Raw genomic sequence first — 21,629 nt, 5'->3', positions numbered from 1 at the left:
CCTTTAAAATTGTAAAGTTATGGCAGAAAAGACTAGATATTCGGATGCGGAACTCGAGGAATTCCGCGCCATTATTATGGAGAAACTGGAATTGGCACAGCGCGACTATGAACAGTTGAAAAAAAGTTTAATGGGACTGGATGGTAATGATACCGATGATACATCTCCTACGTATAAAGTGTTGGAAGAAGGAGCCAATACGCTTTCCAAGGAAGAGACAACCCGCCTGGCACAACGTCAGTTGAAGTTTATCCAAGGGTTACAAGCTGCTTTGGTACGTATTGAGAATAAAACATACGGCATCTGTCGTGAAACCGGAAAGTTGATTCCGGCAGAACGTCTGCGTGCTGTTCCTCATGCTACGTTAAGCATTGAAGCAAAGAACAGTGGTAAAAAATAACAGATAGCAATGGGCTACAGGTAACGGGCTATAAGTAGCTGCGCAGAGTTTACGCACGGCACTTGTAGCTCGTTATGTTTAACTTATAATAAACAATGAAGAAACTATTCACAAAGGGAAGAATTGCTCTGTTCGTTATCTTTTCTGTATTGATTATTGACCAGATCATAAAAATCTGGATTAAAACTCACATGTACTGGCATGAAAGTATACGTGTGACAGATTGGTTTTATATCTATTTCACCGAAAATAACGGAATGGCTTTTGGCATGGAAATTTTCGGCAAGCTGTTCCTGACAACATTCCGTATTGTTGCGGTGACATTGATAGGATGGTATCTTTATAAGATAATAAAGAAAGGGTTCAAAACAGGTTATATTGTCTGTGTGGCTCTTATTCTGACCGGTGCTTTAGGAAATATCATAGACAGTGTGTGCTATGGAGTTTTCTTCAATGAAAGCACTCATTCGCAGATTGCCAGCTTTATGCCCGAAGGCGGTGGATATTCTACCTGGTTTTATGGAAAAGTGGTGGATATGTTCTATTTTCCGATTATAGATACAAATTGGCCTACATGGATGCCGTTTGTGGGCGGAGAGCATTTTATATTCTTTAGTCCGATCTTTAATTTTGCAGATACCGCTATCAGTTGTGGTATCATTGCCTTGTTACTTTTTTATAGTAAATATTTGAATGAATCCTATCATTCGCTGGATAAAGATAAAAAGGAAGCTACGGATCATGAAAAGTAAATTTCGGTTTCATCTGTGTCTCATCTGCATGTTCGCTTTTGCAATAGCCGGGTGTAAAGTGAAAAGGCCCAGTGATGTAATCTCGGAATCGAAGATGGAGGATTTGCTATATGATTATCATCTGGCAAAGTCTATGGGAGATAATTTGCCTTATAGCGAGAACTATAAGAAGGCATTGTATATAGACGCCGTTTTTAAGAAATATGGGACTACACAAGCTGTATTTGATTCATCCATGGTTTGGTATACCCGTAACACAGAGATTTTATCGAAAATTTATGAGAAGGTGAAAAAACGCTTGAAAGATGAACAGGAACTTGTTGGTGACCTGATAGCCAAGCGTGATAAGAAACCGAAAATGACCAAGCCGGGGGATAGCATCGATGTCTGGCCGTGGCAGCGTATGATACGGTTGACTGGTGAAAGGATGGATAATCAATATGTATTTACTTTGCCGACCGACTCTAACTACAAAGACCGGGATACGCTGGTATGGGAAGTGTGGTATCGTTTCCTGGAGCCGATGCTTGCCGACTCTTTAAGAGGTGTCACTATGGCCATGCAGGTGATTTATGAGAAAGATACGATCCATCATTGGAAAACGGTGACTGAACCGGGTGTGCAACAGATTCGTTTATTTGCAGACACATTAGGTCCGATAAAAGAAATAAAAGGTTTCATTTATTATCCGAAGAACAGCCAAGAGAAGGGTGGAGCAGTATTAGCTGACCGTTTCAGGATGACTCGTTATCATTGTACGGATACGCTTGAGTTTGCCGTACGCGATTCTTTGAATAAGATAAAGGCATTGGAAGCGGATTCTTTGAAAAAGATAGTTACTAAAGAAACTGCCGACTCTTTACATAAGATTGTAGATAAGAACAAAGATGATATACAGCGTCTGACACCGGAAGAGATGAACCGTCGTCGTACGGGAACTCATCGTGAGAAGAAACCGGAGCAGATTCAGGTGGAACAGCATATCCAAAAAGAACGGATAGAGCAAAGAAAGGAACGCCGGATGAATCAACGCAGGCAGCAGCAAAGACGTTCAAACAACTGATTGTAATGAAACGTTTTGCTTCTCATTATTTGCTGATACCTGCTGTTGGAGTTATGAAGCAGCAGGTGGTGGAGATTGCTGACGGAGGAGTTGTTCGCGGTGTATTCCCGTTGACCGAAGAGATTGAATCGGTTGAATGGATACCGGGAGTGATTGCGTTGCTTTCTGAAAGTCAGATAGAAGAAATAAAAAACATTGGGAGGTTTTTAAAAAATCTCCCAATGTTTCAAATCAATCTTCCCAATGTTTCGAATCAATCTTCCCAATGTTTTTATGAGTATCTGCAGGAAGCAGAAAAGAAGGGGAAATCGTTATTCCCTTATTTATTTTATCCTTTTGATTTTACTTCCATGCAGCCTGTCGACGGAACTCGGCACAGATTACTGCGGTAGCAATGGCTACATTCAGTGACTCGGATGTCTCTTGACCTGCCGGGTAATTGGGGATATATAATTTTCGGTTGATTAATGCGGCTACTTCTTTTCCTATGCCATTCCCTTCATTTCCCATTACTATCAAGCCATTGGGCGACAATGGTTGTTCATACATGTTTTTTCCATTCAGAAACGTTCCGAACACAGGAATATCTCCGAGCGACCGGATAAAATCGGGGAGAGAAGTATAATGTACTTTCACCCGGGCGATTCCTCCCATCGTGGCCTGTATGGTCTTGGGGTTATATACATCTACCGTATTCTGCGAGCAGATAATATGTCCGATGCCAAACCAGTCGGCCAAACGGATAATGGTGCCCAGATTCCCGGGATCTTGCACATCATCCAATGCAAGACAAAGCGATTGGCGGACCGATTCCGTATCCAGTGTATATTGTGGTTGTTCGAAAATGGCAAGTACCTGTTGGGGAGTTTTCAATAAGCTGGCCCGTGAAAGATCATCCTGTGAAACTTCTACCAGTTCACTTGCATCAGTACCCGGATGCTCCTGAAGCCAGGAGGGTGTGGCTGCTAAAAAGCGACAGGGAAAATGTCCGAGTAAATCACCTACCAATTTGGGACCTTCAGCCAGAAATACCCGCTCTTCTTTACGTATTTTCTTCAGTTCCAGCGAGCGGATATACTTTATTTTGTTTTTACTTAATGATGCCATAGATTTGATATTCTTCTGCAAAGCTATAAAGATATTTCCAATCTATCCTTACTTACCTCTCTTTTTCTTAAATTATTTTCTCCGTCGGAAAATATAATTTATCTTTGTAAGCGCATTTTTCATACTATCGACGTAAAACCGTATGAGGAGAAATTTTCTTTATTTGCTTGCTTCTGTTGCTGTCTTGTCGCTTGCTTCGTGTACTACCACAAAGTTTGTGCCGGATGGATCTTATCTGCTGGATGAAGTTAAAATTCGTACGGACCAAAAAGATATACGGCCTTCTTCCTTGCGTATGTATATTCGCCAAAATCCTAATGCCAAGTGGTTCAGTCTGATAAAGACCCAACTTTATGTATACAATTTGGCTGGGCGTGATTCGACAAAATGGGGGAATAAGTTATTGAGAAGAATAGGGGATGCTCCCGTAATATATAGCGAGGATGAAGCTCAACGCTCTGAAGAAGAGATCACTAAGGCTGTGCATAATATGGGATATATGGCAGCGACAGTGAAACGTTCGACCAAAGTAAAAAAGAAAAAGATCAAAGTCTATTATGATGTAACGGCAGGTAAGCCATACGTCGTTAAATCTATTAAATATGATATTTATGACCCTAAAATAGCCGCGCTTCTCAAACAGGATTCTGCCAGCAGTTTGCTGAAAGAAGGCATGTATTTTGATGTGAATGTATTGGATATGGACAGGCAACGCATCACGAATAAGTTACTTCAGAATGGTTACTATAAATTTAATAAGGACTATATCGGATATATTGCCGATACCGTTCGTAATACTTATAATGTAGACCTGACTCAACATTTGCAAATGTATAAAGCTCACGCGAGTGATTCGGCAAGAGCACATCGGCAATATTGGATCAATAAGATTAATTTTATTACGGATTATGATGTTTTGCACTCCTCGGCAATGAGTAGTGTGGACATCAATGATTCGGTGCATTATAAGGGATATCCGATTTACTATAAGGATAAACTCTATTTACGTCCTAAAGTTCTTACAGATAACCTTCGGTTTGCTTCCGGCGATCTGTATAACGAGCGGGATGTACAGCAGACCTATTCCAGTTTTGGACGTTTGTCGGCATTGAAATATACGAATATCCGTTTTATTGAGACTCAAATAGGAGATTCAACGATGCTCGATTGCTATGTGATGTTGACCAAGAGCAAACATAAATCAGTGGCTTTTGAGGTAGAGGGAACTAATTCTGCCGGTGACTTGGGAGCGGCAGCTTCCGTCTCTTTCCAGAACAGGAACCTTTTTCGCGGATCGGAAACTTTTATGATAAAATTCCGTGGAGCGTATGAAGTCATTTCCGGACTTCAGGCAGGTTATTCGAATAATAACTATACAGAGTACGGAGTGGAATCGAGTATCAATTTTCCTAATTTCCTGTTTCCTTTCATCTCCTCTGATTTTAAACGGAAAATCAGGGCGACAACGGAGTTTGGTTTGCAGTATAATTATCAGTTGCGCCCGGAATTCCTTCGTACGATGGCTTCTGCCAACTGGAGCTACAAGTGGACACGACGTCATAAGATACAACACCGTATTGATTTGATTAATATCGCTTTTTTGTATTTGCCTCGTATCTCTGACAGGTTTAGAGAGGATTATATTAATAAAGGACAGAACCATATATTCCAGTATAATTATCAGGACCGGCTGATTATAAATATGGGATATAGCTATAATTATAATAGCGTGGGAGGATCGATTATCAATAATACGATTGCTTCTAATTCATACTCTATCCGTTTTAATTTCGAATCGGCGGGAAATGTAATGTATGCTCTGTCAAAGGCTGCAAACATCCGGAAGAACAGTAATGGTGAATATGCTATTCTAGGAATTCCTTATGCCCAATATCTGAAGGGGGAGTTTGATTTTGCTAAGAATATCAGAATCGATTATCGCAACTCTTTTGCGTTTCATGCCGGTATAGGAGTAGCTGTACCCTATGGAAATGCGAAGACCATTCCGTTTGAGAAACAATATTTTTCCGGTGGAGCCAATAGTGTCCGTGGATGGAGTGTTCGCGACTTGGGACCGGGTTCTTTTGCAGGAAATGGAAATTTACTCGATCAATCCGGAGATATTAAACTGGATGCCAGTATTGAATACCGAAGCAAGTTATTCTGGAAATTGCAGGGGGCGGTATTTATTGATGCCGGTAATATTTGGACCATTCGGAGTTATGCCAATCAACCGGGAGGAGTGTTCAAGTTTGACGAGTTTTATAAGCAAATAGCAGTGGCCTACGGATTAGGTCTCCGCTTGGATTTGGATTTCTTTATTCTGCGTTTTGACGGAGGAATGAAAGCTGTCAATCCCGCTTATGAAACGAGGAAGGACCATTTCCCCATCATTCATCCTAAATTCAGTCGTGACTTTGCCTTCCATTTTGCTGTGGGATATCCTTTCTAATCAGCCATTTGTAATTTGCTCTTACAAAAAGGAGATGAAACTGCATATCGAGCTTCATCTCCTTCGTATTTGCTTTTATTTTTAGCGTGCGGCAAACATCAGATTGCTCATTGTAGCCTGGCGTGCTGCGAGCATACCTTGAGCATCCAGAGTTACATTCATCTTTTCACCGTTCGGCAAGAACAAATCAGCAGTGCCGTCATTGTTTATTTTTACCAATTCAGCGCTTTCACCGTTTGCAACGACGTTCCATGTGTTGGCTTCTTTGTTGTAGATCAAGTCCATTGAAGCAGTTTCGCCCTCTTTAGTAATGGAATATCCATTCTCAAGAGTTTTCACCATGTAGTTGCCGTTTTCTCCTTTCACTTTCTTTACATCACCTACATTAGCCATCGGATTGGACCCACTCCAGAACTCGATAGAATTGATCACTAAAGCATCAGCCAGGTAAGCTACACCATAAACCGGAACAATGTTGAAAGCAAGGAATACAAGTTCGTTTACAAATTTGTTTCCAACTGATTGATTCCAGGAAGACAGGCGATTGAATAAGGCGAATGATCCTACACAAGAACTGAATAATAAGCTACCGCTAAGTACTACTGCGACTAAAGTCAGCTTCCCTCTTTTCATGTTAAAATGTTTTTGGTTAATGAATAATATTAATAAATTATTTCTTAATGTGTATGCAAATATACGGATTTTTAAGTTCTCGGGGATATTATTTCTAATTTTTGTATGCTCTTGATTTCCGTCGTGATAATTTGTTTCCTATGATATGGTCTATTGAAAATTTACCGGGACCGGCAATATACATCAATATGAATACGACTAAATATATGAAGGCTAGTTCTTTAACCGCAAACACGTCATTTGCATGAACTACAAAAAAGGCTACCATCATGGTGAAAATCATCGGGATCATTGCCAAGCGATACAAGAATCCGATGATAAATGCTATCGAACATACAAGTTCACCAAAAATTGCTAATCCGAGAGATAGGGGACTTCCTATTCCAAGCGGATCAGGAAATACAGCTGACATCTCCTGAAAGTTACTCCATTTTTGGATACCATGATTCATTAATAATATGCCGAAGATGATCCGGACAGCCAATAGCAACAAAGACACTTTCGTTGTATTCGATTTGGTGGGAAATAAAAAATTATAAATCATAAGTCATTCTATTTTTAAGTTTATCTCTATTTATATAAACATAAAAAATCATGGATTGTTTCTTTATTGATAGCAAAATTATTACTTTATGAATAAATAAAGTTTGTATCTTTGTGGAAAATTCTAAAGATATGATACAACATACTTATGATAATGAATCTGTTCAGGAATTATTGAACTGGGCAAAAAAGATGATTGAGACAAAGAATTATCCAACAGAAAAGTTTCAGATTAATAAATGTACTACAATTATTGATGGTAAATCGTATTTGGAGTCTTTGATTACAATGATTTCCAGAAACTGGGAAAATTCAACATTTCATCCCACTATTGAGCAACTGTGGGAGTTTAGAGAAAAGTGGGAAAACAAAGAATCGTAGTAATTGGTGATTTCATGTTGAGTGATAGTTGTTTATGAATATAAAAATGCACTCTAATCATGTCAGATAGGAGTGCATCATCTATTCTTTGCTGGTTTGATATGTATTTGCTTCCTAAAAAGGCAACCATCTTTTCTTCTTTTTCAAGGATGTTTTTTCCTCTTCTTCGTTTTGGCTATAGATCTCTGCAAATGTCTTTTTCCCTTTAATCATTTCATAAATGACTCCCCAGTCCGGCAAACCACCCAGATTCCGGTCATCGATGAATATATCGGCTTTCAACTTCCGGGAGAATCCCTGATGGTCTTTCTGCTCTTCAGGATAGTCCTTATTGACCGCATAAAATTCTAAACCTCTGGCTTTACACCATTCGACAGCTTCGTCCAGAAGTTCTCCTTCACGTACACTCCATAGTATTAAACGATGCTTTTCTTGTTGCAATAACTTCAATGTTTCAATAGCGAATGGAATCTCTTCACCAATGCGCGGATAACGATGTTCTACAATCGTTCCGTCAAAATCAACAGCTATAATCATAGTTTTAATTACCTAATTTGGAACAAAGATACAGACAGTAAGCAAAAAAAACGTATCTTTGTCTCAAATTAACATTTCTTTTTTGCGTATATTTGCCGTCACTTTGCTGCAAAAGTTGACGGCATTTTGCTTTTTAATAAAAAGGATAAAACATGAAGGTAAAATTTATAAGCCTGGCGAGTGGCAGTAGTGGGAACTGCTATTATCTGGGCACTGAAACTTATGGAATACTGATAGATGCCGGAATAGGCATACGTACGATCAAAAAGACACTGAAAGATTATAATATCCTGATGGATAGTATTCGCGCAGTATTTATAACGCACGATCATGCTGACCATATTAAAGCTGTGGGTAATCTGGGAGAAAAAATGAATATTCCCATTTATACAACCGCACGTATTCATGCGGGAATTAATCGTAGCTATTGTATGATGGAGAAGCTTAGCTCGTCAGTTCGTTATCTGGAAAAGCAAGAGCCTATGATATTGGAAGATTTTCGCATTGAGTCTTTTGAGGTGCCACATGATGGAACGGACAATGTGGGATATTGCATTGAAATTGACGGTAAGGTCTTTTCTTTTTTGACTGACCTTGGAGAGATTACTCCTACAGCTGCTCATTATATTAGTAAGGCCCATTATCTGATACTTGAAGCTAACTATGATGAGGAAATGCTCAAAATGGGAGCTTATCCCAAATATTTGAAGGAGCGGATTTCAAGTAAAACCGGTCACATGAGTAACTCTGATACAGCAGAGTTTTTGGCAGAACATATCACTGAACATTTGCGATATATCTGGTTATGCCATTTAAGTAAGGATAATAATCACCCGGAGCTAGCTTATAAGACGGTGGAATGGAAATTAAAGAGCAAAGGCGTTATTGTAGGCAAGGATGTGCAACTGCTTGCTTTAAAACGAAATACGCCTTCTGAGCTTTATGTCTTCGAATAAAGACGAAAAAAGATAGTAAAAAAGCGGCATGATTGTTTGGTAAAATAAAATAAAAGACCTACTTTTGCAACCGCAAATGAGGAATGATGCACTCTTAGCTCAGTTGGTAGAGCAACTGACTCTTAATCAGTGGGTCCAGGGTTCGAATCCCTGAGGGTGTACAAATTCAAGGTTGCAATGAAAATAAAATAATGCACTCTTAGCTCAGTTGGTAGAGCAACTGACTCTTAATCAGTGGGTCCAGGGTTCGAATCCCTGAGGGTGTACTAAGAATAAGGAGGTTTTTGCCTCCTTATTTTGTTGGTTTACACAGAAGAATACCCGGCTGGCTGTTTGTTATATTGTATCTACCGTCGGAATATTCAGTAAATGTTCCCCCCAAATACCATGGCATATGAAGATGATAGAGTATAATCACTTCATATGCCATTATTATTGTCATTTTTCTGTATATTCTCATATACTCTTATCTGACAAGACATTAAGTTCCGGAAGAAGTCTTCTGACCTCTTCTGATTCTTTCAGTAAACTCATATCATGCAGCTTTCCCCGTTCTGTTCCTGATCTTGTCAATCATCAGTATGGCATTTGCTGTATGTATTCCGAAGAAAATCCACAGGATTTCCGTCTTCTTGTTCCTTGCCTTTATCCTTGGGAGCGAGTAATGTTGCTTTTGAGTGCCGAAGCTTCCTTCAAGCCGTGTGGCCCTTTCTTTTGAGAGTTCGCTTCTAAGCAGCTTCCTCAAAGGCTCATCTTTGCCCTCCCTTCCCTTGCGCACAAAGGATGTGGATATCCCATATTTAGTACAGAACTTTCTGTTGGCATTATTGGCATATATGGAATCGGCAGCCACACATCTTACCCTTACATTCATCAGCTTCTGCTGCATACGGATACAGTCCTTCAAGCGTATCCCCTCATTGAAAGCCTTGAACGAGAGGTGTTCGATGAACGATATGCCGTCTATCTGTATATTATTGACCTTTGCACCGAACTCGACGGACTTGGTTTCCTTGCCTCTGACGATGGGACGTACATAATGACGGTCGATGCTTATGATGCGGTCACTGACTTTTCGCCCTTCAAACATTTCCTTTTCCTGTACAAGCACCTTTCTGATGATGGAAAGACGCTTATGGTAATCCTGTGTATATCGGAGTAAAGCACCGTACTCGCTATGGAGCCCATCCCTTTGACTGAGGAGCTTTTCAAGAAGCTTGATCATACGGCGCTTAAGCATTCTTGTCCTTGAAGCTCTCCTCTTTCTTTTCTTGCAGTAGGACAGATAGGATTCCGCCACATTCCTGTATTTGTTGCGCGGACGCCTTATGCCCAGATCCCTGCAATGCCGGCATATATGCCTGTAGAGCCATTCGATGCTTTCCCAAAGGAGTTTCATGTCCGTAGGAAAACGCATGTGGCTCTCATAGCATGTGGCATCGGTCATGCAGACGTGAAGGTTATCAAGATAAGGTTTCCAGTGTGAAGCCAGGATCTCCTGGAAGGAATCAATGTCAAGGCGGGATGCTATCTCATTACGGATGCCACTGACTATCTTGAAGTTGGTTATGGGAAGGGACGGGGGGATCATGATTCCACAGAACATCTGGTAGTGTATGTTCCCGTTCAGATGTTCCAACAGTTTCCTGTCGGAGAATCCGGTGTATGCCTTCAGGACCATAAGGGCGATCTTTGCGGAAGGACTGAATATGTTCCTGCGGCCCAAACGTTGTTCAGACAGGCCTGCGGCTTTTGCCATACGATCAAATGGAAAGACCGAATGAAGCCTGCCAAGCTCACTCTCATGAAAACTCTTGCGGTATTTTTCCAGAATATCAAATTCTGTAAAGCCCAAAGTTGGGTGGATTTCTGAAATTTTTTCTATCTTAGCCATATCTTAGTTGGGGAATTTCCCCCGTTTGGGCCGTCAAACCTTGTTTTCGGGGGAATACCTAAAGATACTAAAAAGCCAACTAATTCGCAATAATTTGTGTATGAATTAGTTGGCTCATTTTATAATATTTAATGAATGTCCCTACCGTCACTATATGAGGATGTCTTTTCAAGCAATGCTAAGTTTAACCAGATAATCGTAATGCTTTCCTTCTTTTATCAATTCTGCCTTAAAACCACATTCGGAAGCATATAAACTAAGAGTCTGGAAATCTACATATAACCAGTCGAATGTGTCTCCTTTTATATCTTTATACTGCATTTGAAAGTCAATCTCTCCGTAATAGTCTCCGGCCAGGTCGATGACTATGCTACCGTCTTCCTCCTCAAAAAGATAACGCAAATCGCTCGAATCCATAAGTATGCATCCACCGGGGCGGAGAATACGTTTCATCCGTTGGAAGAATCCGGGCATGTTGTTCAGTCGTCCGATTATTCCGGAACCATTCATGAGCATTAGGATCGTATCGAATGTTTCGGAAAATGTTTCATCAAAAAGGTTGACGAGGCGGGGATCGTTCACTCCGCGTTGTTTCATTACTTCGACAGATAGTGGAGAAATATCAATGGCACATACATCTTTCCCTATTTCCTGGAGTGCGAGCGCATGGCAACCGCTTCCGGCACCTACATCCAAAATCCGTCCGGTAGCCATTTGTAGGGCGGTACGCTCTAGCATAGGCATAGACCGTATATTACGAAACAGCTCTTTGACGGGGATTTCATCTTCTTCGAACTGAGAAGAAAATACCCGCAAACGATCAGCACTGTGATGGTTGAAATAGTCAGAAATAGCGGCTCCCATCGGGTCCTTTTCTGCAGAAAGAATTGTTGTTGCCATTGGTGGTTACGATTGTTGTCTTTGCAAAGATAAATAAATCCGCGGAAAAGGGTTATCTTTGCCATCGGAAATGTTGAATACTAATAAAGCATTATATGAGTATAGAAGAAGCAATCATGGGTGGCATCGTTTTTAAAGGTAAGAAAGATAAGCCCAAAGAAGAGGAAAAGGTGAAGACGAAAGCGAAAAAAGCGACGTATATTCGCGGACAGCATGGTTCGGGTGCAGCGAAGATGAAAGCGGATATCCGGAAGAAAAGAGCGAACCGGCATAAAAAATAAAGGTTGTTATATTGAAGACTTATCCGGTTTCAGTCGTTTCAGTTTTATTTGCAAACGCCTTGACAGAGGAAGATAGCGGCTGAAAGCAGGAAATGTCATCCCTTGCAGGAATATGCTGTGAGTAGGAGGGAGTGTATTTAGTGCTTTCAGGTTGGCCGGGTAGGCAAAAGCAGGTGACACGCAGACTTAGGGTTATTTATTTGCAGGTTAAATTTCATCAATATGTAAGATGAACAGAATAGCGGCTCTATTTGGGTAAAACAGCGGCTCTATTTGAGTGAAACAGCGGCTCTATTTTGAATGAAACAGAGGCTCTATCTGGGAATAGCTCCTATCAAGCCGTATAAAACGGAGGCTGCGCCATAAACTTTGATTACGGCACAGCCTCTCTTTTTAGGGACATTCATTAAATATTATAAAATGAGCCAACTAATTCATACACAAATTATTGCGAATTAGTTGGTTTTTTAGTATCTTTAGGTATTCCCCCGAAAACAAGGTTTGACGGCCCAAACGGGGGAAATTCCCCAACTAAGATATGGCTAAGATACAAAAAATTTCAGAAATCCACCCAACTTTGGGCTTTACAGAATTTGATATTCTGGAAAAATACCGCAAGAGTTTTCATGAGAGTGAGCTTGGCAGGCTTCATTCGGTCTTTCCATTTGATCGTATGGCAAAAGCCGCAGGCCTGTCTGAACAACGTTTGGGCCGCAGGAACATATTCAGTCCTTCCGCAAAGATCGCCCTTATGGTCCTGAAGGCATACACCGGATTCTCCGACAGGAAACTGGTGGAACATCTGAACGGGAACATACACTACCAGATGTTCTGTGGCATCATGATCCCCCCGTCCCTTCCCATAACCAACTTCAAGATAGTCAGTGCCATCCGTAATGAGATAGCATCCCGCCTTGACATTGATTCCTTCCAGGAGCTCCTGGCTTCACACTGGAAACCTTATCTTGATAACCTTCACGTCTGCATGACCGATGCCACATGCTATGAGAGCCACATGCGTTTTCCTACGGACATGAAACTCCTTTGGGAAAGCATCGAATGGCTCTACAGTCATATATGCCGGCATTGCAGGGATCTGGGCATAAGGCGTCCGCGCAACAAATACAGGAATGTGGCGGAATCCTATCTGTCCTACTGCAAGAAAAGAAAGAGGAGAGCTTCAAGGACAAGAATGCTTAAGCGCCGTATGATCAAGCTTCTTGAAAAGCTCCTCAGTCAAAGGGATGGGCTCCATAGCGAGTACGGTGCTTTACTCCGATATACACAGGATTACCATAAGCGTCTTTCCATCATCAGAAAGGTGCTTGTACAGGAAAAGGAAATGTTTGAAGGGCGAAAAGTCAGTGACCGCATCATCAGCATCGACCGTCATTATGTACGTCCCATCGTCAGAGGCAAGGAAACCAAGTCCGTCGAGTTCGGTGCAAAGGTCAATAATATACAGATAGACGGCATATCGTTCATCGAACACCTCTCGTTCAAGGCTTTCAATGAGGGGATACGCTTGAAGGACTGTATCCGTATGCAGCAGAAGCTGATGAATGTAAGGGTAAGATGTGTGGCTGCCGATTCCATATATGCCAATAATGCCAACAGAAAGTTCTGTACTAAATATGGGATATCCACATCCTTTGTGCGCAAGGGAAGGGCGGGCAAAGATGAGCCTTTGAGGAAGGTGCTTAGAAGCGAACTCTCAAAAGAAAGGGCCACACGGCTTGAAGGAAGCTTCGGCACTCAAAAGCAACATTACTCGCTCGCAAGGATAAAGGCAAGGAACAAGAAGACGGAAATCCTGTGGATTTTCTTCGGAATACATACAGCAAATGCCATACTGATGATTGACAAGATCAGGAACAGAACGGGGAAAGCTGCATGATATGAGTTTACTGAAAGAATCAGAAGAGGTCAGAAGACTTCTTCCGGAACTTCATGTCTTGTCAGATAAGAGTATATGAGAATATACAGAAAAATGACAATAATAATGGCATATGAAGTGATTATACTCTATCATCTTCATATGCCATGGTATTTGGGGGGAACATTTACTGAATATTCCTTTTTATATGGAATCACTTCTGTGGAAGTATTTCAATCCAGTAATCATCCGGGTCATGAATGAAATAAAGCCCCATGGCAGTGTTCTCAAAACATACACAATTCATTTCTTTGTGATAAGACCTGATTGCATCGTAATCACCGGCTACACGAAAACAGAGATGGCTTTCATTTTCCCCCAGTTCGTATGGAGCGGTATGATCTTTCAGCCATGTCAATTCCAACAGGAATCCCGTTTCATTGTCTGTCAGGTAGACCAGTGTGAACGAACCGTCGGATGCCTCTTTCCGATGATGTTCTTTTAGACCGAGTGCTTTCTCATAAAAAGCGATACTCCGTTCCAGATTTGTAACGTTGATATTAAAATGGTCAAATTTACCTTTTATTTCCATTGTTGCAATTTCCCTTATTTTTTCATTAAGAGCTTCACAATTTCTCCGACATAAGTACGGGGTTGTCCGGCTTGTGGAGTGGTTTGTGAAAGCATTTTCTTACATTCGATCACAGCTGAAGGAGTTGTTTGGTTCGGAGCATACAGTTTTAGTGTATAGCTGTCTGTCTTTTCTATGGTGTCATAAGGTTGATCGGGTGAGAGTGTGCAATATGCAACAGCTTTTCCTGATTGATAACCCAGTGCACCACCTGCGTTTGCAGTCATATTGGTCATGTTGAACTCATCTTTTCCAATACTGATTACTAATTTGCCGCTTCCCATTAAAGCATATACTTCGCCCGGAATTTGTTTCAAATCAATTTCTATATAACCCGGCATGTCTGCGGAAGCCTTGCCTGCCGGTGTAGCAGGAGTGAGGGTTACTGCAGGAACTGCGGTCTGAGCGGGGGCGGCAGTCGTCACTTTACTATCCGTCTTTTTATCGGTTCCACCGATGATAACCGGCCCTGCGGCTGTGACGATTGATGGTTTGGGTTGCTCTTCTTCCTTCTTCTTTTTCTCTTTCTTCGGACGGGTATCAGGTGCTCCGAAAGCTACTGCTACATCCATAAACATATCATCTGCGAAGTCTACCGTTTTTCTACGCCATTTAGCCAGTCCGCGCACTAATTTGGTCTTTGCTTTATTGAGCGCATATTTGTCAGTGATCCATTCTTCTGCTTTGTATTTCTCTGTTTCACGGTAAGTGAAACGGATTTTCTCAAGCTCTACCAGGCAGTTGCCGGATTTGCAGGTAACGGTAATCTGATAATTGATCAGTGTACGGTCTAGTGACAGGGCGCTTGAACTGAAAACAATCCATTCTTCTCCAACACCGGCTATGAGCCCCTTTGCCTCGTCAGAGAAAACAATGCGGCTATCAATATTTTTATTTTCTTTCAGACGTTCATTCATCCACTTTGTCATTGTGTCGTAGATTTGTGCCTGACTCATTCCGGTAATCTGGAACTCTTTGGAAAATACTACTTTGCCATCTACTTCAGGTACAGCCCCTACAAGGTACCTGGTGTCGTCTTTCTTCTCTTTTGCAGAGTCTGCCTTCATTGCCATCGGCAATGCAAGGAATAGGGTAAGAAACAGAATTGTAAATTTATTCATAATTATCATGTGTTTATTTGGTAATCTCAAAACTTTCACCCCGGTGGGTGATGCTGATGAAACGGCATCCGGCATTTTCAGCAAAACTACGAAGCGCATTTCCCCCTTCATAATCTTCGCTGAAGTGCATGGGCACAAATATAGTAGTTTTTATTTGTTCGATGAACTGTTTGGCCCCTTTCATGTAATCTTTTCCTATTCTCCGGTCCACCGGGAATAGTACTAAATCGATGTTAGGCGTTTTTTCTTTTAAATATTTAACTTCTGCGAGGAAATCACCATTGGCTTTTCGGATCTCTTCTTCGGTAGATTCCTCACTCCAGTGCCAGTTGTTCAAGTCACCGGCATGAAAAATACTCCAATCTTGCAGGTGAAGCAGGAACGAACTGCCGACATCCGTTGACCCGAAGGCATCGATACGGATGGTCTCGTCTTCGTATGTTTCTCCTTTTTTTATATAGAAAGCGTCTTCGGATTTAGCACGATGAGCCTTCAAGATATCTTTGGAGAAAATATATTGAATGTCGGGGCGTTGCTCTTTCCAGGTCAATATCTCCCGGTTAAAGTGGTCGGGATGGAAATGGGTGGCCAAAACATATAGTTTACCCGGCCTTTGCAGGAGATAATCATGTACGATTCCCCGGCTATGCTCCGTTTCGGAAGAGTCTTTGTAGTAATCGATGATAACGGTTACCCCTTTTGTTTCGATAGCGAAACCGCTGTGATAGATATAATCCAGTGTCATAAGCTGACTATTTATAGCTGCAATATTACGTATTCTGGTTGGAGTTACCAAGAAAAATCGACGAAATCAAGGAGGAAGACGACTGATTTATTTCTTCACTTCATTGGGCAAAGGCTTATGATTGATAAAATCTTTTATGTTTTGCAGCGTGGTCGTAGCAATATTCTCCATCGCTTCGTGTGTGAAAAAGGCTTGATGAGAAGTGACGATCACATTGTTGAATGAAAGTAAACGGGCGAGCACGTCATCGTCGATGATACGGTCGGACTGATCTTCGTAGAAGTATTCACTCTCTTCCTCGTATACGTCCAGTCCTGCAGAACCTATTTTTTTGTTCTTCAATCCTTCGATCAGGGCATTGGTATGAATCAGCTGTCCACGGCCGGTATTGATGATCATTACTCCGTCTTTCATTTTGCTGATGGAGTAGTCATTAATTAAGTATTTGGTGGCTTCGGTGAGCGGACAATGTAAGGAGATGATATCCGAATGGTGATATAGTTCGTCCAATGAAGTATAAACAATTTGTTCTTCGCGGGCGAAGTTATGGTCCGGATAGAGGTCGTAGGCCAATATGTTCATTCCGAACCCTTTTAAGATGTGAATCAGTATTTTCGCTATTTTTCCTGTGCCGATAATACCTGCTGTTTTTCCATGCATATCGAATCCCATCAGGCCGTGCAGGGAGAAATTGCCGTCTTTGGTACGCCAGGAGGCACGGGGTATTTTCCGGTTTAGCGATAGCATAAGAGCTACGGTGTACTCCGCAACGGCATAAGGAGAATAGGCAGGAACCCGTACTACGGTAATTCCGGCAGCGGCAGCAGCATTTAAATCTACATTATTAAATCCCGCACAACGTAGTGCCAGAAGTTTGACTCCGTTGGCGGCCATTATGCGGATTACTTCTGCATCGGCAACGTCGTTCACAAAGATGCAGACAGCATCCACTCCTTGTGTCAGTAGTACATTGTTTTTGTTCAGATGTCCTTTGTAATAGCGTATCTCAAACCCAAACGCTTTGTTTTTGTCATTGAAAGAAGACTCGTCATAAGGCTTTGTGCCGAAAAATGCAATTGTATAGGTCATCATATTATTCTATATATTATATAATATGAAACACCGGAACAGGTTGATTTGTTTAATCAATCTATTGTTTGAAAAGTAATTGTTTCATTAGAAACAGTTTGTTTTATCAATTAAAGGAAGTGGCTAAACGAAAATAAATGCACAAACATATTTCTTATGTGCAATAATATCGTATCTTTGCGCCCGAAATAATTAAAAAAAGATTTAGATGAGAAAAAATTCCTTGATTGGATTTGTGATGCTAATCGTTTCAATTCCAACTTTTGCCGGAGGTCTTCTGACAAATACTAATCAACACGTTGCTTTTCTTCGTATGTTATCCCGTGGTGCTACCTTTGAGATAGACGGAGCTTTGTCTAATCCTGCCGGTTTAGCTTTTTTGCCGAATGATGGCTTCTATATGGGATTGAGTATTCAGAGTGCTTTTCAGACGAGAAATATTGATGCCAGCTTCTATACTTATAATGGAATTGCTATGAACAATGGAATTCCGGTACCAACAAAATCTGATAGTCCATTTCATAAATATTATAAGGGAAAAGCTGCTGCACCGATTATCCCTAGCGTGTTTGCAGCCTATAAGAAAGGAGATTGGACGATTTCCGGTTTCTTCGCTATCACCGGCGGAGGTGGGAAGGCATCGTTTGATGATGGTCTGCCTATGTTCGAATCAGCTGCTATGGCAAATATTTTTAAGGGGAGTTTGGCGGGACTGGCGCAAGGGCAACCGATCATGACTCCGGACAAATATAAAATCAATAGTGCTATGGATGGCAAGCAATACATCTATTCTGTACAGTTGGGCTTATCTTATAAGGTAACTGATTGGCTTTCGGCTTTTGCCGGTGGTCGTATGAATTATTTTTCGGGAGGCTATGAGGGTTTCTTAGATGCTAAAGTGGGTGATACGGACTTGATGCATTTGGCTTTGGACTGTGACCAGACCGGTTGGGGATTAGTTCCGGTGATAGGTGTGGATGTCAAATGGAACAAGTTAAACATGGGAGCTAAGTATGAGTTCAAGGCTAACATGAATATTGAGAATAAAACTCACAAGTTGGAATATCCGACTGAAGCAGAGGCTTTGGTAGGTGGCTTTAAAGACGGTGTCAATACTCCGAATGATATTCCTTCCATGCTTTCGGTGGCAGTGGCTTATGAATTCCTTCCAGTGTTGCGTGCATCTGTAGAATATCACTTTTATGATGACAAGAAAGCGGGTATGGCGGATGGCAAGCAGAAGTTTCTGACTAAGGGTACTAACGAATATTTGGCAGGTATCGAGTGGGATGTAAACAAGCGATTGACGTTAAGTTGTGGGGGACAGATCACTGATTACGGATTGTCTGATAATTTTCAGACTGATACTAGTTTCTCTTGCGACTCCTATACGTTAGGCTTTGGAGCAAAGGTGAATTTGAGTGAAAGAGCAGCTTTGAATGTCGGCTATATGTGGACTACTTACGAAGATTATACGAAGGCATTCTCAAGTTATAATGGTACGGGATTGCCTGGTACCAATGTCTATAGTCGTACCAACAAAGTATTTGGTCTTAGCATTGACTACAAGTTCTAAGTCATTTGTACCGGCACATTCAACCGGCTGGTGTGGCGGGTGGAAGAACTGATAAGGAAATGAATTTCAAAAAGGCAGAGGTCAGAAATGGATGACAATCTCGTCGCTGAAATTGGGGTCGATTGAAACTCCGCCACCATCTTCATTGATTTTCGTAAGCCAGTGGCCTACAACAAGAGTGACACGGTCGGGAAAAACAGGTACAAGGATACCGGGATTGTGATTGATGACACGGTCGTCTCTTTGGTCGCTGACGGTGATGTCAATGTTGAAATTACTGCGGTTGCCATTGACAAACGACCAGTCGTCGCCCAAGCGTACATACGGGGAATCATCGGCGTAAACCAGCGACGGGGTGAAGTTATAGCCGAAATCGTATGAACTTGCGATGGGTATGCGGTCGAGCACAGAGTATGCCGTGTTAATATACGATGGATAGTAGATGTGGGAAGCGGCGTCCGTAATCTCGGTGCTGGCAATGTTCAGATAAGTCTCATAGTCATCGGCAATTACCATATAACGTCCTTGCGGGCGGGTCAGGGTGGCAGTTATGTGCTGTATATTGCCCTCTATGCCCGTTGGTTCGATATGGTATTCCTGTCCGGCGACAAAACAATCCCGGTAAACATTGTCGTGCTCGCCCTGGCGTTTGTCTGTATTGGAAATCAAATTATACAAGGGCTCGGTTTGGTAAAACCAGTCGTCGTCAGTTCCCACAGGCTTGATATGAGCCACGGCCATAATCGTTACGACACCGAATGGCAGTTCTATTTCCATATCATGTTCGGGATGAGACACATCCGCCCGATATTGGATATCATCGCTGTGAAACGGCTTAATGAGCCCTTTCTTCACCTGTTCGGCTGTACCTGCATACACTTCGTATTTCAAGTGAAGTTCCCATTTGTCACCGTCGAGAATGTACGGTGCGATCTCGTTGAATGCCCCGGCCAGCGAATGTGCCCGTTGCAAGAGGAATTTCTGCGTATCAGGGTTCTCATCGGAGGTGGATGCCGCATTACGGGTATGGGCGACAATGTTCTCCGGCAAATCGTCGGAATAGATAATGACGGCGGGGGAAACCGTATAGTCGATCACGGCTCCGAGTTGTGGCACACTGTTGTCAATGCGAAGCGTGAGCATCGCTTTCTCGTCGATTGCAGGTTCTTCCCACGGGTGGGTGTGGATGGTCTTATGGCAGGATGAGAGTCCGAGTATGACCGATATTCCCCAAAATATGTATAGTATCCTAATCATGTTCCGGCCTCCTTTGCTGCGATTTAGACGTGATCTGTTTCCGATACCGGAATTTGTATGTCAGCGATAAACCGATCCTGGTGATGCCCCAGTAATCTTTCTTCTCTGTGTGCATCAGTTTACCGTTGTAAGCATTGTCGAACGTGTCGAGATGATAATTCATGTATCCGGTGCCCAGGTTGAATTCAACTCCCCAGTGCCTGTGGGTACCGAAGCTAAGGGCATAACCGTAACTGAGACCTACTCCCCAAAGTGCACGTTCGGGATCCTGAAAACGGTCAGTACCGGGGAATGAGACGTTAAACCCCGCAACGGTGCCGTTCAGTCCGAAGAAATGACCATCTCCGGGCCAGTCGCGTCGCAGCCAGTAGCGGAGTTCCGGCTGGGTTCCGAGTATTCGGACCCGGAACTTGGAGTTGATGTCGTATGGAGAATAATAGAACGGAAGGTCGAGGCTGAATCCGCGACCGAAAGAGAACTCCACGCCGAGGTTAGCGACGAGCAATCCGAGTGCGGCCAGATTGGTCTTGACAGCAACAAACTGTCCGCGATACGCCGGAGCTACCGTCATGACAGGTATGGGTAGCGGTCGGGCGAGGGGATATTCTTTGATGCCTGCAATCGGAGGTAACGGAGGAATCACCACAGTCGAATCTTCGGCGGTGCAGACGATCACCATGCGGGCATTACGGGCCGGACGGAATGCTTTGTCGATCAGGTATTCCCAGGTGATACCGTTGTCGATGGCCATGATCTCGCGCTTCCGCTTCCGGCTGTCTGGTTGATTTACCCAGATCTCGAGCACGCGGTCTTTATGGGGAAAGTGCTGCTGCCGTATGAGTCTAAGGGGCGTGTGCCAGTCCTCCATCAGGTTATCGATGCGGATAAGGGAGTCGGGAAGGGCCGTATGAGTCTTGAGATAATCATAAAGGCGTCTGGCGCGGGTCTTGCCGAGCCAGACATTATGCGCTTCGGGACCTTCGGGCGACGCGGAGCCACCGATCCATACATAAGAAAGACCGGCATCCCTGTCATCGAGTATACGGTTGACCACTCCCACGATACTGTCGAGCCGGGCATTGGGGAGTATAAGGTCGGTTTTGTTGCGCTTGAAGATAATAGGTACGAGTTCGGTTTCGGCATAATTGAGAACAGAGTCGGTTTGTTCGGGTTTCAGAAACGTTACGCCGTAAGGATATCGTCCGACGACAGCGGGAGGAATATGCCGGATCACGACCCTCTCGTCAGTGCGATTGGTCGTATCGTCGGCAGGTACCTGCGCAAAAGCCATGAAGACGTTCATGAGGCAAACCGCTGATATAACGCACCGCAGGAAAAAGTATGGTAAGCGGGTGTAATCAATCATATTGCATGTGAATTTTAACGGTGACCGGTAAGCTTACTTAATGCACGGTTTAGGTACGGTCGGAATCCG

At 42.6% G+C, this 21,629-nt stretch carries 23 protein-coding genes and 2 tRNA genes; 13 read left to right on the top strand and 12 right to left on the bottom strand.

Annotated features, from left to right (window positions below; translation table 11 throughout):
* Window positions 1-19 precede the first annotated feature (19 nt).
* From AB9N12_RS00835 to AB9N12_RS00820, 4 genes are all read left to right on the top strand, one after another.
* Window positions 20-400, top strand: coding sequence for a TraR/DksA C4-type zinc finger protein (locus AB9N12_RS00835; protein WP_004295883.1), 381 nt, complete (start codon window positions 20-22; stop codon window positions 398-400).
* 95 nt (window positions 401-495) lie between these two features.
* Entirely contained in the window at window positions 496-1,152 is a 657-nt protein-coding gene (locus tag AB9N12_RS00830; RefSeq protein WP_369889050.1) for a lipoprotein signal peptidase, read from the top strand.
* Window positions 1,142-2,215 (top strand): DUF4296 domain-containing protein, encoded by a 1,074-nt coding sequence (locus AB9N12_RS00825; RefSeq protein WP_369889049.1) that lies wholly within the window; start codon window positions 1,142-1,144, stop codon window positions 2,213-2,215. Before AB9N12_RS00830 ends, AB9N12_RS00825 begins: the two co-directional genes overlap by 11 nt.
* A gap of 5 nt (window positions 2,216-2,220) precedes the next feature.
* Window positions 2,221-2,607, top strand: coding sequence for a hypothetical protein (locus AB9N12_RS00820; protein WP_369889048.1), 387 nt, complete (start codon window positions 2,221-2,223; stop codon window positions 2,605-2,607).
* On the opposite strand, the gene AB9N12_RS00815 is transcribed toward AB9N12_RS00820, so the two are convergent.
* Window positions 2,558-3,322 (bottom strand): TrmH family RNA methyltransferase, encoded by a 765-nt coding sequence (locus tag AB9N12_RS00815; protein ID WP_369889047.1) that lies wholly within the window; start codon window positions 3,320-3,322, stop codon window positions 2,558-2,560. The two genes, AB9N12_RS00820 and AB9N12_RS00815, sit on opposite strands and share 50 nt — an antisense overlap.
* A gap of 142 nt (window positions 3,323-3,464) precedes the next feature.
* Here AB9N12_RS00815 and AB9N12_RS00810 point away from each other — a divergent pair, with 142 nt between their 5' ends.
* Window positions 3,465-5,774, top strand: coding sequence for a BamA/TamA family outer membrane protein (locus tag AB9N12_RS00810; protein WP_369889046.1), 2,310 nt, complete (start codon window positions 3,465-3,467; stop codon window positions 5,772-5,774).
* An 81-nt stretch (window positions 5,775-5,855) separates the two neighbouring features.
* On the opposite strand, the gene AB9N12_RS00805 is transcribed toward AB9N12_RS00810, so the two are convergent.
* Together AB9N12_RS00805 and AB9N12_RS00800 are read right to left on the bottom strand one after the other, a co-directional pair.
* Complete coding sequence (locus AB9N12_RS00805; RefSeq protein WP_369889045.1) at window positions 5,856-6,407, bottom strand: DUF3332 domain-containing protein; 552 nt, start codon at window positions 6,405-6,407, stop codon at window positions 5,856-5,858.
* Window positions 6,408-6,501: 94 nt separating this feature from the next.
* Window positions 6,502-6,951 carry a DoxX family protein gene (locus AB9N12_RS00800; protein WP_369889043.1) on the bottom strand — a complete coding sequence of 150 codons (450 nt, stop codon included), beginning with the start codon at window positions 6,949-6,951 and terminating at the stop codon, window positions 6,502-6,504.
* 131 nt (window positions 6,952-7,082) lie between these two features.
* Between AB9N12_RS00800 and AB9N12_RS00795 the strand changes: the two genes are divergently transcribed.
* A complete protein-coding gene (locus tag AB9N12_RS00795) occupies window positions 7,083-7,331 on the top strand; it encodes a hypothetical protein (RefSeq protein WP_369892775.1) in 249 nt (82 codons plus the stop codon).
* A gap of 114 nt (window positions 7,332-7,445) precedes the next feature.
* Here AB9N12_RS00795 and AB9N12_RS00790 read toward each other — a convergent pair whose 3' ends face one another.
* Window positions 7,446-7,868 carry a BT0820 family HAD-type phosphatase gene (locus AB9N12_RS00790; RefSeq protein WP_369889042.1) on the bottom strand — a complete coding sequence of 141 codons (423 nt, stop codon included), beginning with the start codon at window positions 7,866-7,868 and terminating at the stop codon, window positions 7,446-7,448.
* A 152-nt stretch (window positions 7,869-8,020) separates the two neighbouring features.
* Between AB9N12_RS00790 and AB9N12_RS00785 the strand changes: the two genes are divergently transcribed.
* From AB9N12_RS00785 to AB9N12_RS00775, 3 genes are all read left to right on the top strand, one after another.
* Window positions 8,021-8,824, top strand: coding sequence for an MBL fold metallo-hydrolase (locus tag AB9N12_RS00785; RefSeq protein ID WP_369889041.1), 804 nt, complete (start codon window positions 8,021-8,023; stop codon window positions 8,822-8,824).
* 88 nt (window positions 8,825-8,912) lie between these two features.
* A tRNA-Lys gene (locus tag AB9N12_RS00780) sits at window positions 8,913-8,985 on the top strand.
* A gap of 32 nt (window positions 8,986-9,017) precedes the next feature.
* Window positions 9,018-9,090, top strand: a tRNA-Lys gene (locus AB9N12_RS00775).
* 269 nt (window positions 9,091-9,359) lie between these two features.
* Here AB9N12_RS00775 and AB9N12_RS00770 read toward each other — a convergent pair.
* A complete protein-coding gene (locus tag AB9N12_RS00770) occupies window positions 9,360-10,718 on the bottom strand; it encodes a transposase (RefSeq protein WP_369889040.1) in 1,359 nt (452 codons plus the stop codon).
* A 168-nt stretch (window positions 10,719-10,886) separates the two neighbouring features.
* The gene (locus tag AB9N12_RS00765; RefSeq protein WP_369889039.1) at window positions 10,887-11,618 is read right to left on the bottom strand and encodes a class I SAM-dependent methyltransferase; all 732 of its coding nucleotides are present in this window, start codon (window positions 11,616-11,618) and stop codon (window positions 10,887-10,889) included.
* 95 nt (window positions 11,619-11,713) lie between these two features.
* On the opposite strand from AB9N12_RS00765, the gene AB9N12_RS00760 reads away from it, so the two are divergent.
* Together AB9N12_RS00760 and AB9N12_RS00755 are read left to right on the top strand one after the other, a co-directional pair.
* On the top strand, window positions 11,714-11,899 hold the full coding sequence (locus AB9N12_RS00760; protein ID WP_022136515.1) for a hypothetical protein: 186 nt from the start codon (window positions 11,714-11,716) through the stop codon (window positions 11,897-11,899).
* A 538-nt stretch (window positions 11,900-12,437) separates the two neighbouring features.
* Window positions 12,438-13,796 (top strand): transposase, encoded by a 1,359-nt coding sequence (locus tag AB9N12_RS00755; RefSeq protein ID WP_369889038.1) that lies wholly within the window; start codon window positions 12,438-12,440, stop codon window positions 13,794-13,796.
* Window positions 13,797-13,989: 193 nt separating this feature from the next.
* Here AB9N12_RS00755 and AB9N12_RS00750 read toward each other — a convergent pair whose 3' ends face one another.
* The 4 genes from AB9N12_RS00750 to AB9N12_RS00735 form a co-directional block, all read right to left on the bottom strand.
* The gene (locus AB9N12_RS00750; RefSeq protein ID WP_369889037.1) at window positions 13,990-14,367 is read right to left on the bottom strand and encodes a VOC family protein; all 378 of its coding nucleotides are present in this window, start codon (window positions 14,365-14,367) and stop codon (window positions 13,990-13,992) included.
* Window positions 14,368-14,381: 14 nt separating this feature from the next.
* Window positions 14,382-15,527, bottom strand: a complete 1,146-nt coding sequence (locus AB9N12_RS00745; RefSeq protein ID WP_369889036.1) for a DUF4468 domain-containing protein — start codon at window positions 15,525-15,527, stop codon at window positions 14,382-14,384.
* Window positions 15,528-15,540: 13 nt separating this feature from the next.
* Complete coding sequence (locus tag AB9N12_RS00740; RefSeq protein WP_369889035.1) at window positions 15,541-16,272, bottom strand: MBL fold metallo-hydrolase; 732 nt, start codon at window positions 16,270-16,272, stop codon at window positions 15,541-15,543.
* Window positions 16,273-16,359: 87 nt separating this feature from the next.
* Window positions 16,360-17,361, bottom strand: a complete 1,002-nt coding sequence (locus AB9N12_RS00735; RefSeq protein ID WP_369892774.1) for a 2-hydroxyacid dehydrogenase — start codon at window positions 17,359-17,361, stop codon at window positions 16,360-16,362.
* Window positions 17,362-17,569: 208 nt separating this feature from the next.
* Here AB9N12_RS00735 and AB9N12_RS00730 point away from each other — a divergent pair, with 208 nt between their 5' ends.
* Entirely contained in the window at window positions 17,570-18,937 is a 1,368-nt protein-coding gene (locus AB9N12_RS00730; protein ID WP_369889034.1) for an OmpP1/FadL family transporter, read from the top strand.
* 81 nt (window positions 18,938-19,018) lie between these two features.
* Here AB9N12_RS00730 and AB9N12_RS00725 read toward each other — a convergent pair whose 3' ends face one another.
* Both AB9N12_RS00725 and AB9N12_RS00720 read right to left on the bottom strand, forming a co-directional pair.
* Window positions 19,019-20,194, bottom strand: coding sequence for a DUF6562 domain-containing protein (locus tag AB9N12_RS00725; protein WP_369889033.1), 1,176 nt, complete (start codon window positions 20,192-20,194; stop codon window positions 19,019-19,021).
* A complete protein-coding gene (locus tag AB9N12_RS00720; RefSeq protein ID WP_369889032.1) occupies window positions 20,187-20,945 on the bottom strand; it encodes a DUF3575 domain-containing protein in 759 nt (252 codons plus the stop codon). The genes AB9N12_RS00725 and AB9N12_RS00720 overlap by 8 nt, the downstream gene beginning before the upstream one ends.
* A 63-nt stretch (window positions 20,946-21,008) precedes the next feature.
* Here AB9N12_RS00720 and AB9N12_RS00715 point away from each other — a divergent pair, with 63 nt between their 5' ends.
* The gene (locus AB9N12_RS00715; protein WP_369889031.1) at window positions 21,009-21,512 is read left to right on the top strand and encodes a hypothetical protein; all 504 of its coding nucleotides are present in this window, start codon (window positions 21,009-21,011) and stop codon (window positions 21,510-21,512) included.
* Window positions 21,513-21,629: the final 117 nt, after the last annotated feature.

This window comes from Bacteroides sp. AN502(2024), from assembly GCF_041227145.1.
Classification (GTDB): Bacteria; Bacteroidota; Bacteroidia; order Bacteroidales; family Bacteroidaceae; genus Bacteroides.
The sequence above is the reverse complement of the archived record's forward strand: the minus strand, read 5'-3'. Positions and strand labels throughout refer to the sequence as shown.

Bases quoted from the DNA above. Each gene is read 5' to 3' on its own strand.
- AB9N12_RS00750 (WP_369889037.1), bottom strand. From the start codon at position 14,367: ATGGAAATAAAAGGTAAATTTGACCATTTTAATATCAACGTTACAAAT.
- AB9N12_RS00755 (WP_369889038.1), top strand. From the start codon at position 12,438: ATGGCTAAGATACAAAAAATTTCAGAAATCCACCCAACTTTGGGCTTT.
- AB9N12_RS00740 (WP_369889035.1), bottom strand. From the start codon at position 16,272: ATGACACTGGATTATATCTATCACAGCGGTTTCGCTATCGAAACAAAA.
- AB9N12_RS00770 (WP_369889040.1), bottom strand. From the start codon at position 10,718: ATGGCTAAGATAGAAAAAATTTCAGAAATCCACCCAACTTTGGGCTTT.
- AB9N12_RS00760 (WP_022136515.1), top strand. From the start codon at position 11,714: ATGAGTATAGAAGAAGCAATCATGGGTGGCATCGTTTTTAAAGGTAAG.
- AB9N12_RS00790 (WP_369889042.1), bottom strand. From the start codon at position 7,868: ATGATTATAGCTGTTGATTTTGACGGAACGATTGTAGAACATCGTTAT.
- AB9N12_RS00810 (WP_369889046.1), top strand. From the start codon at position 3,465: ATGAGGAGAAATTTTCTTTATTTGCTTGCTTCTGTTGCTGTCTTGTCG.
- AB9N12_RS00765 (WP_369889039.1), bottom strand. From the start codon at position 11,618: ATGGCAACAACAATTCTTTCTGCAGAAAAGGACCCGATGGGAGCCGCT.
- AB9N12_RS00820 (WP_369889048.1), top strand. From the start codon at position 2,221: ATGAAACGTTTTGCTTCTCATTATTTGCTGATACCTGCTGTTGGAGTT.
- AB9N12_RS00715 (WP_369889031.1), top strand. From the start codon at position 21,009: ATGGGGAAAGTGCTGCTGCCGTATGAGTCTAAGGGGCGTGTGCCAGTC.
- AB9N12_RS00805 (WP_369889045.1), bottom strand. From the start codon at position 6,407: ATGAAAAGAGGGAAGCTGACTTTAGTCGCAGTAGTACTTAGCGGTAGC.
- AB9N12_RS00835 (WP_004295883.1), top strand. From the start codon at position 20: ATGGCAGAAAAGACTAGATATTCGGATGCGGAACTCGAGGAATTCCGC.
- AB9N12_RS00725 (WP_369889033.1), bottom strand. From the start codon at position 20,194: ATGATTAGGATACTATACATATTTTGGGGAATATCGGTCATACTCGGA.
- AB9N12_RS00830 (WP_369889050.1), top strand. From the start codon at position 496: ATGAAGAAACTATTCACAAAGGGAAGAATTGCTCTGTTCGTTATCTTT.
- AB9N12_RS00795 (WP_369892775.1), top strand. From the start codon at position 7,083: ATGATACAACATACTTATGATAATGAATCTGTTCAGGAATTATTGAAC.
- AB9N12_RS00785 (WP_369889041.1), top strand. From the start codon at position 8,021: ATGAAGGTAAAATTTATAAGCCTGGCGAGTGGCAGTAGTGGGAACTGC.
- AB9N12_RS00730 (WP_369889034.1), top strand. From the start codon at position 17,570: ATGAGAAAAAATTCCTTGATTGGATTTGTGATGCTAATCGTTTCAATT.
- AB9N12_RS00815 (WP_369889047.1), bottom strand. From the start codon at position 3,322: ATGGCATCATTAAGTAAAAACAAAATAAAGTATATCCGCTCGCTGGAA.
- AB9N12_RS00735 (WP_369892774.1), bottom strand. From the start codon at position 17,361: ATGACCTATACAATTGCATTTTTCGGCACAAAGCCTTATGACGAGTCT.
- AB9N12_RS00745 (WP_369889036.1), bottom strand. From the start codon at position 15,527: ATGAATAAATTTACAATTCTGTTTCTTACCCTATTCCTTGCATTGCCG.
- AB9N12_RS00825 (WP_369889049.1), top strand. From the start codon at position 1,142: ATGAAAAGTAAATTTCGGTTTCATCTGTGTCTCATCTGCATGTTCGCT.
- AB9N12_RS00800 (WP_369889043.1), bottom strand. From the start codon at position 6,951: ATGATTTATAATTTTTTATTTCCCACCAAATCGAATACAACGAAAGTG.
- AB9N12_RS00720 (WP_369889032.1), bottom strand. From the start codon at position 20,945: ATGGCCATCGACAACGGTATCACCTGGGAATACCTGATCGACAAAGCA.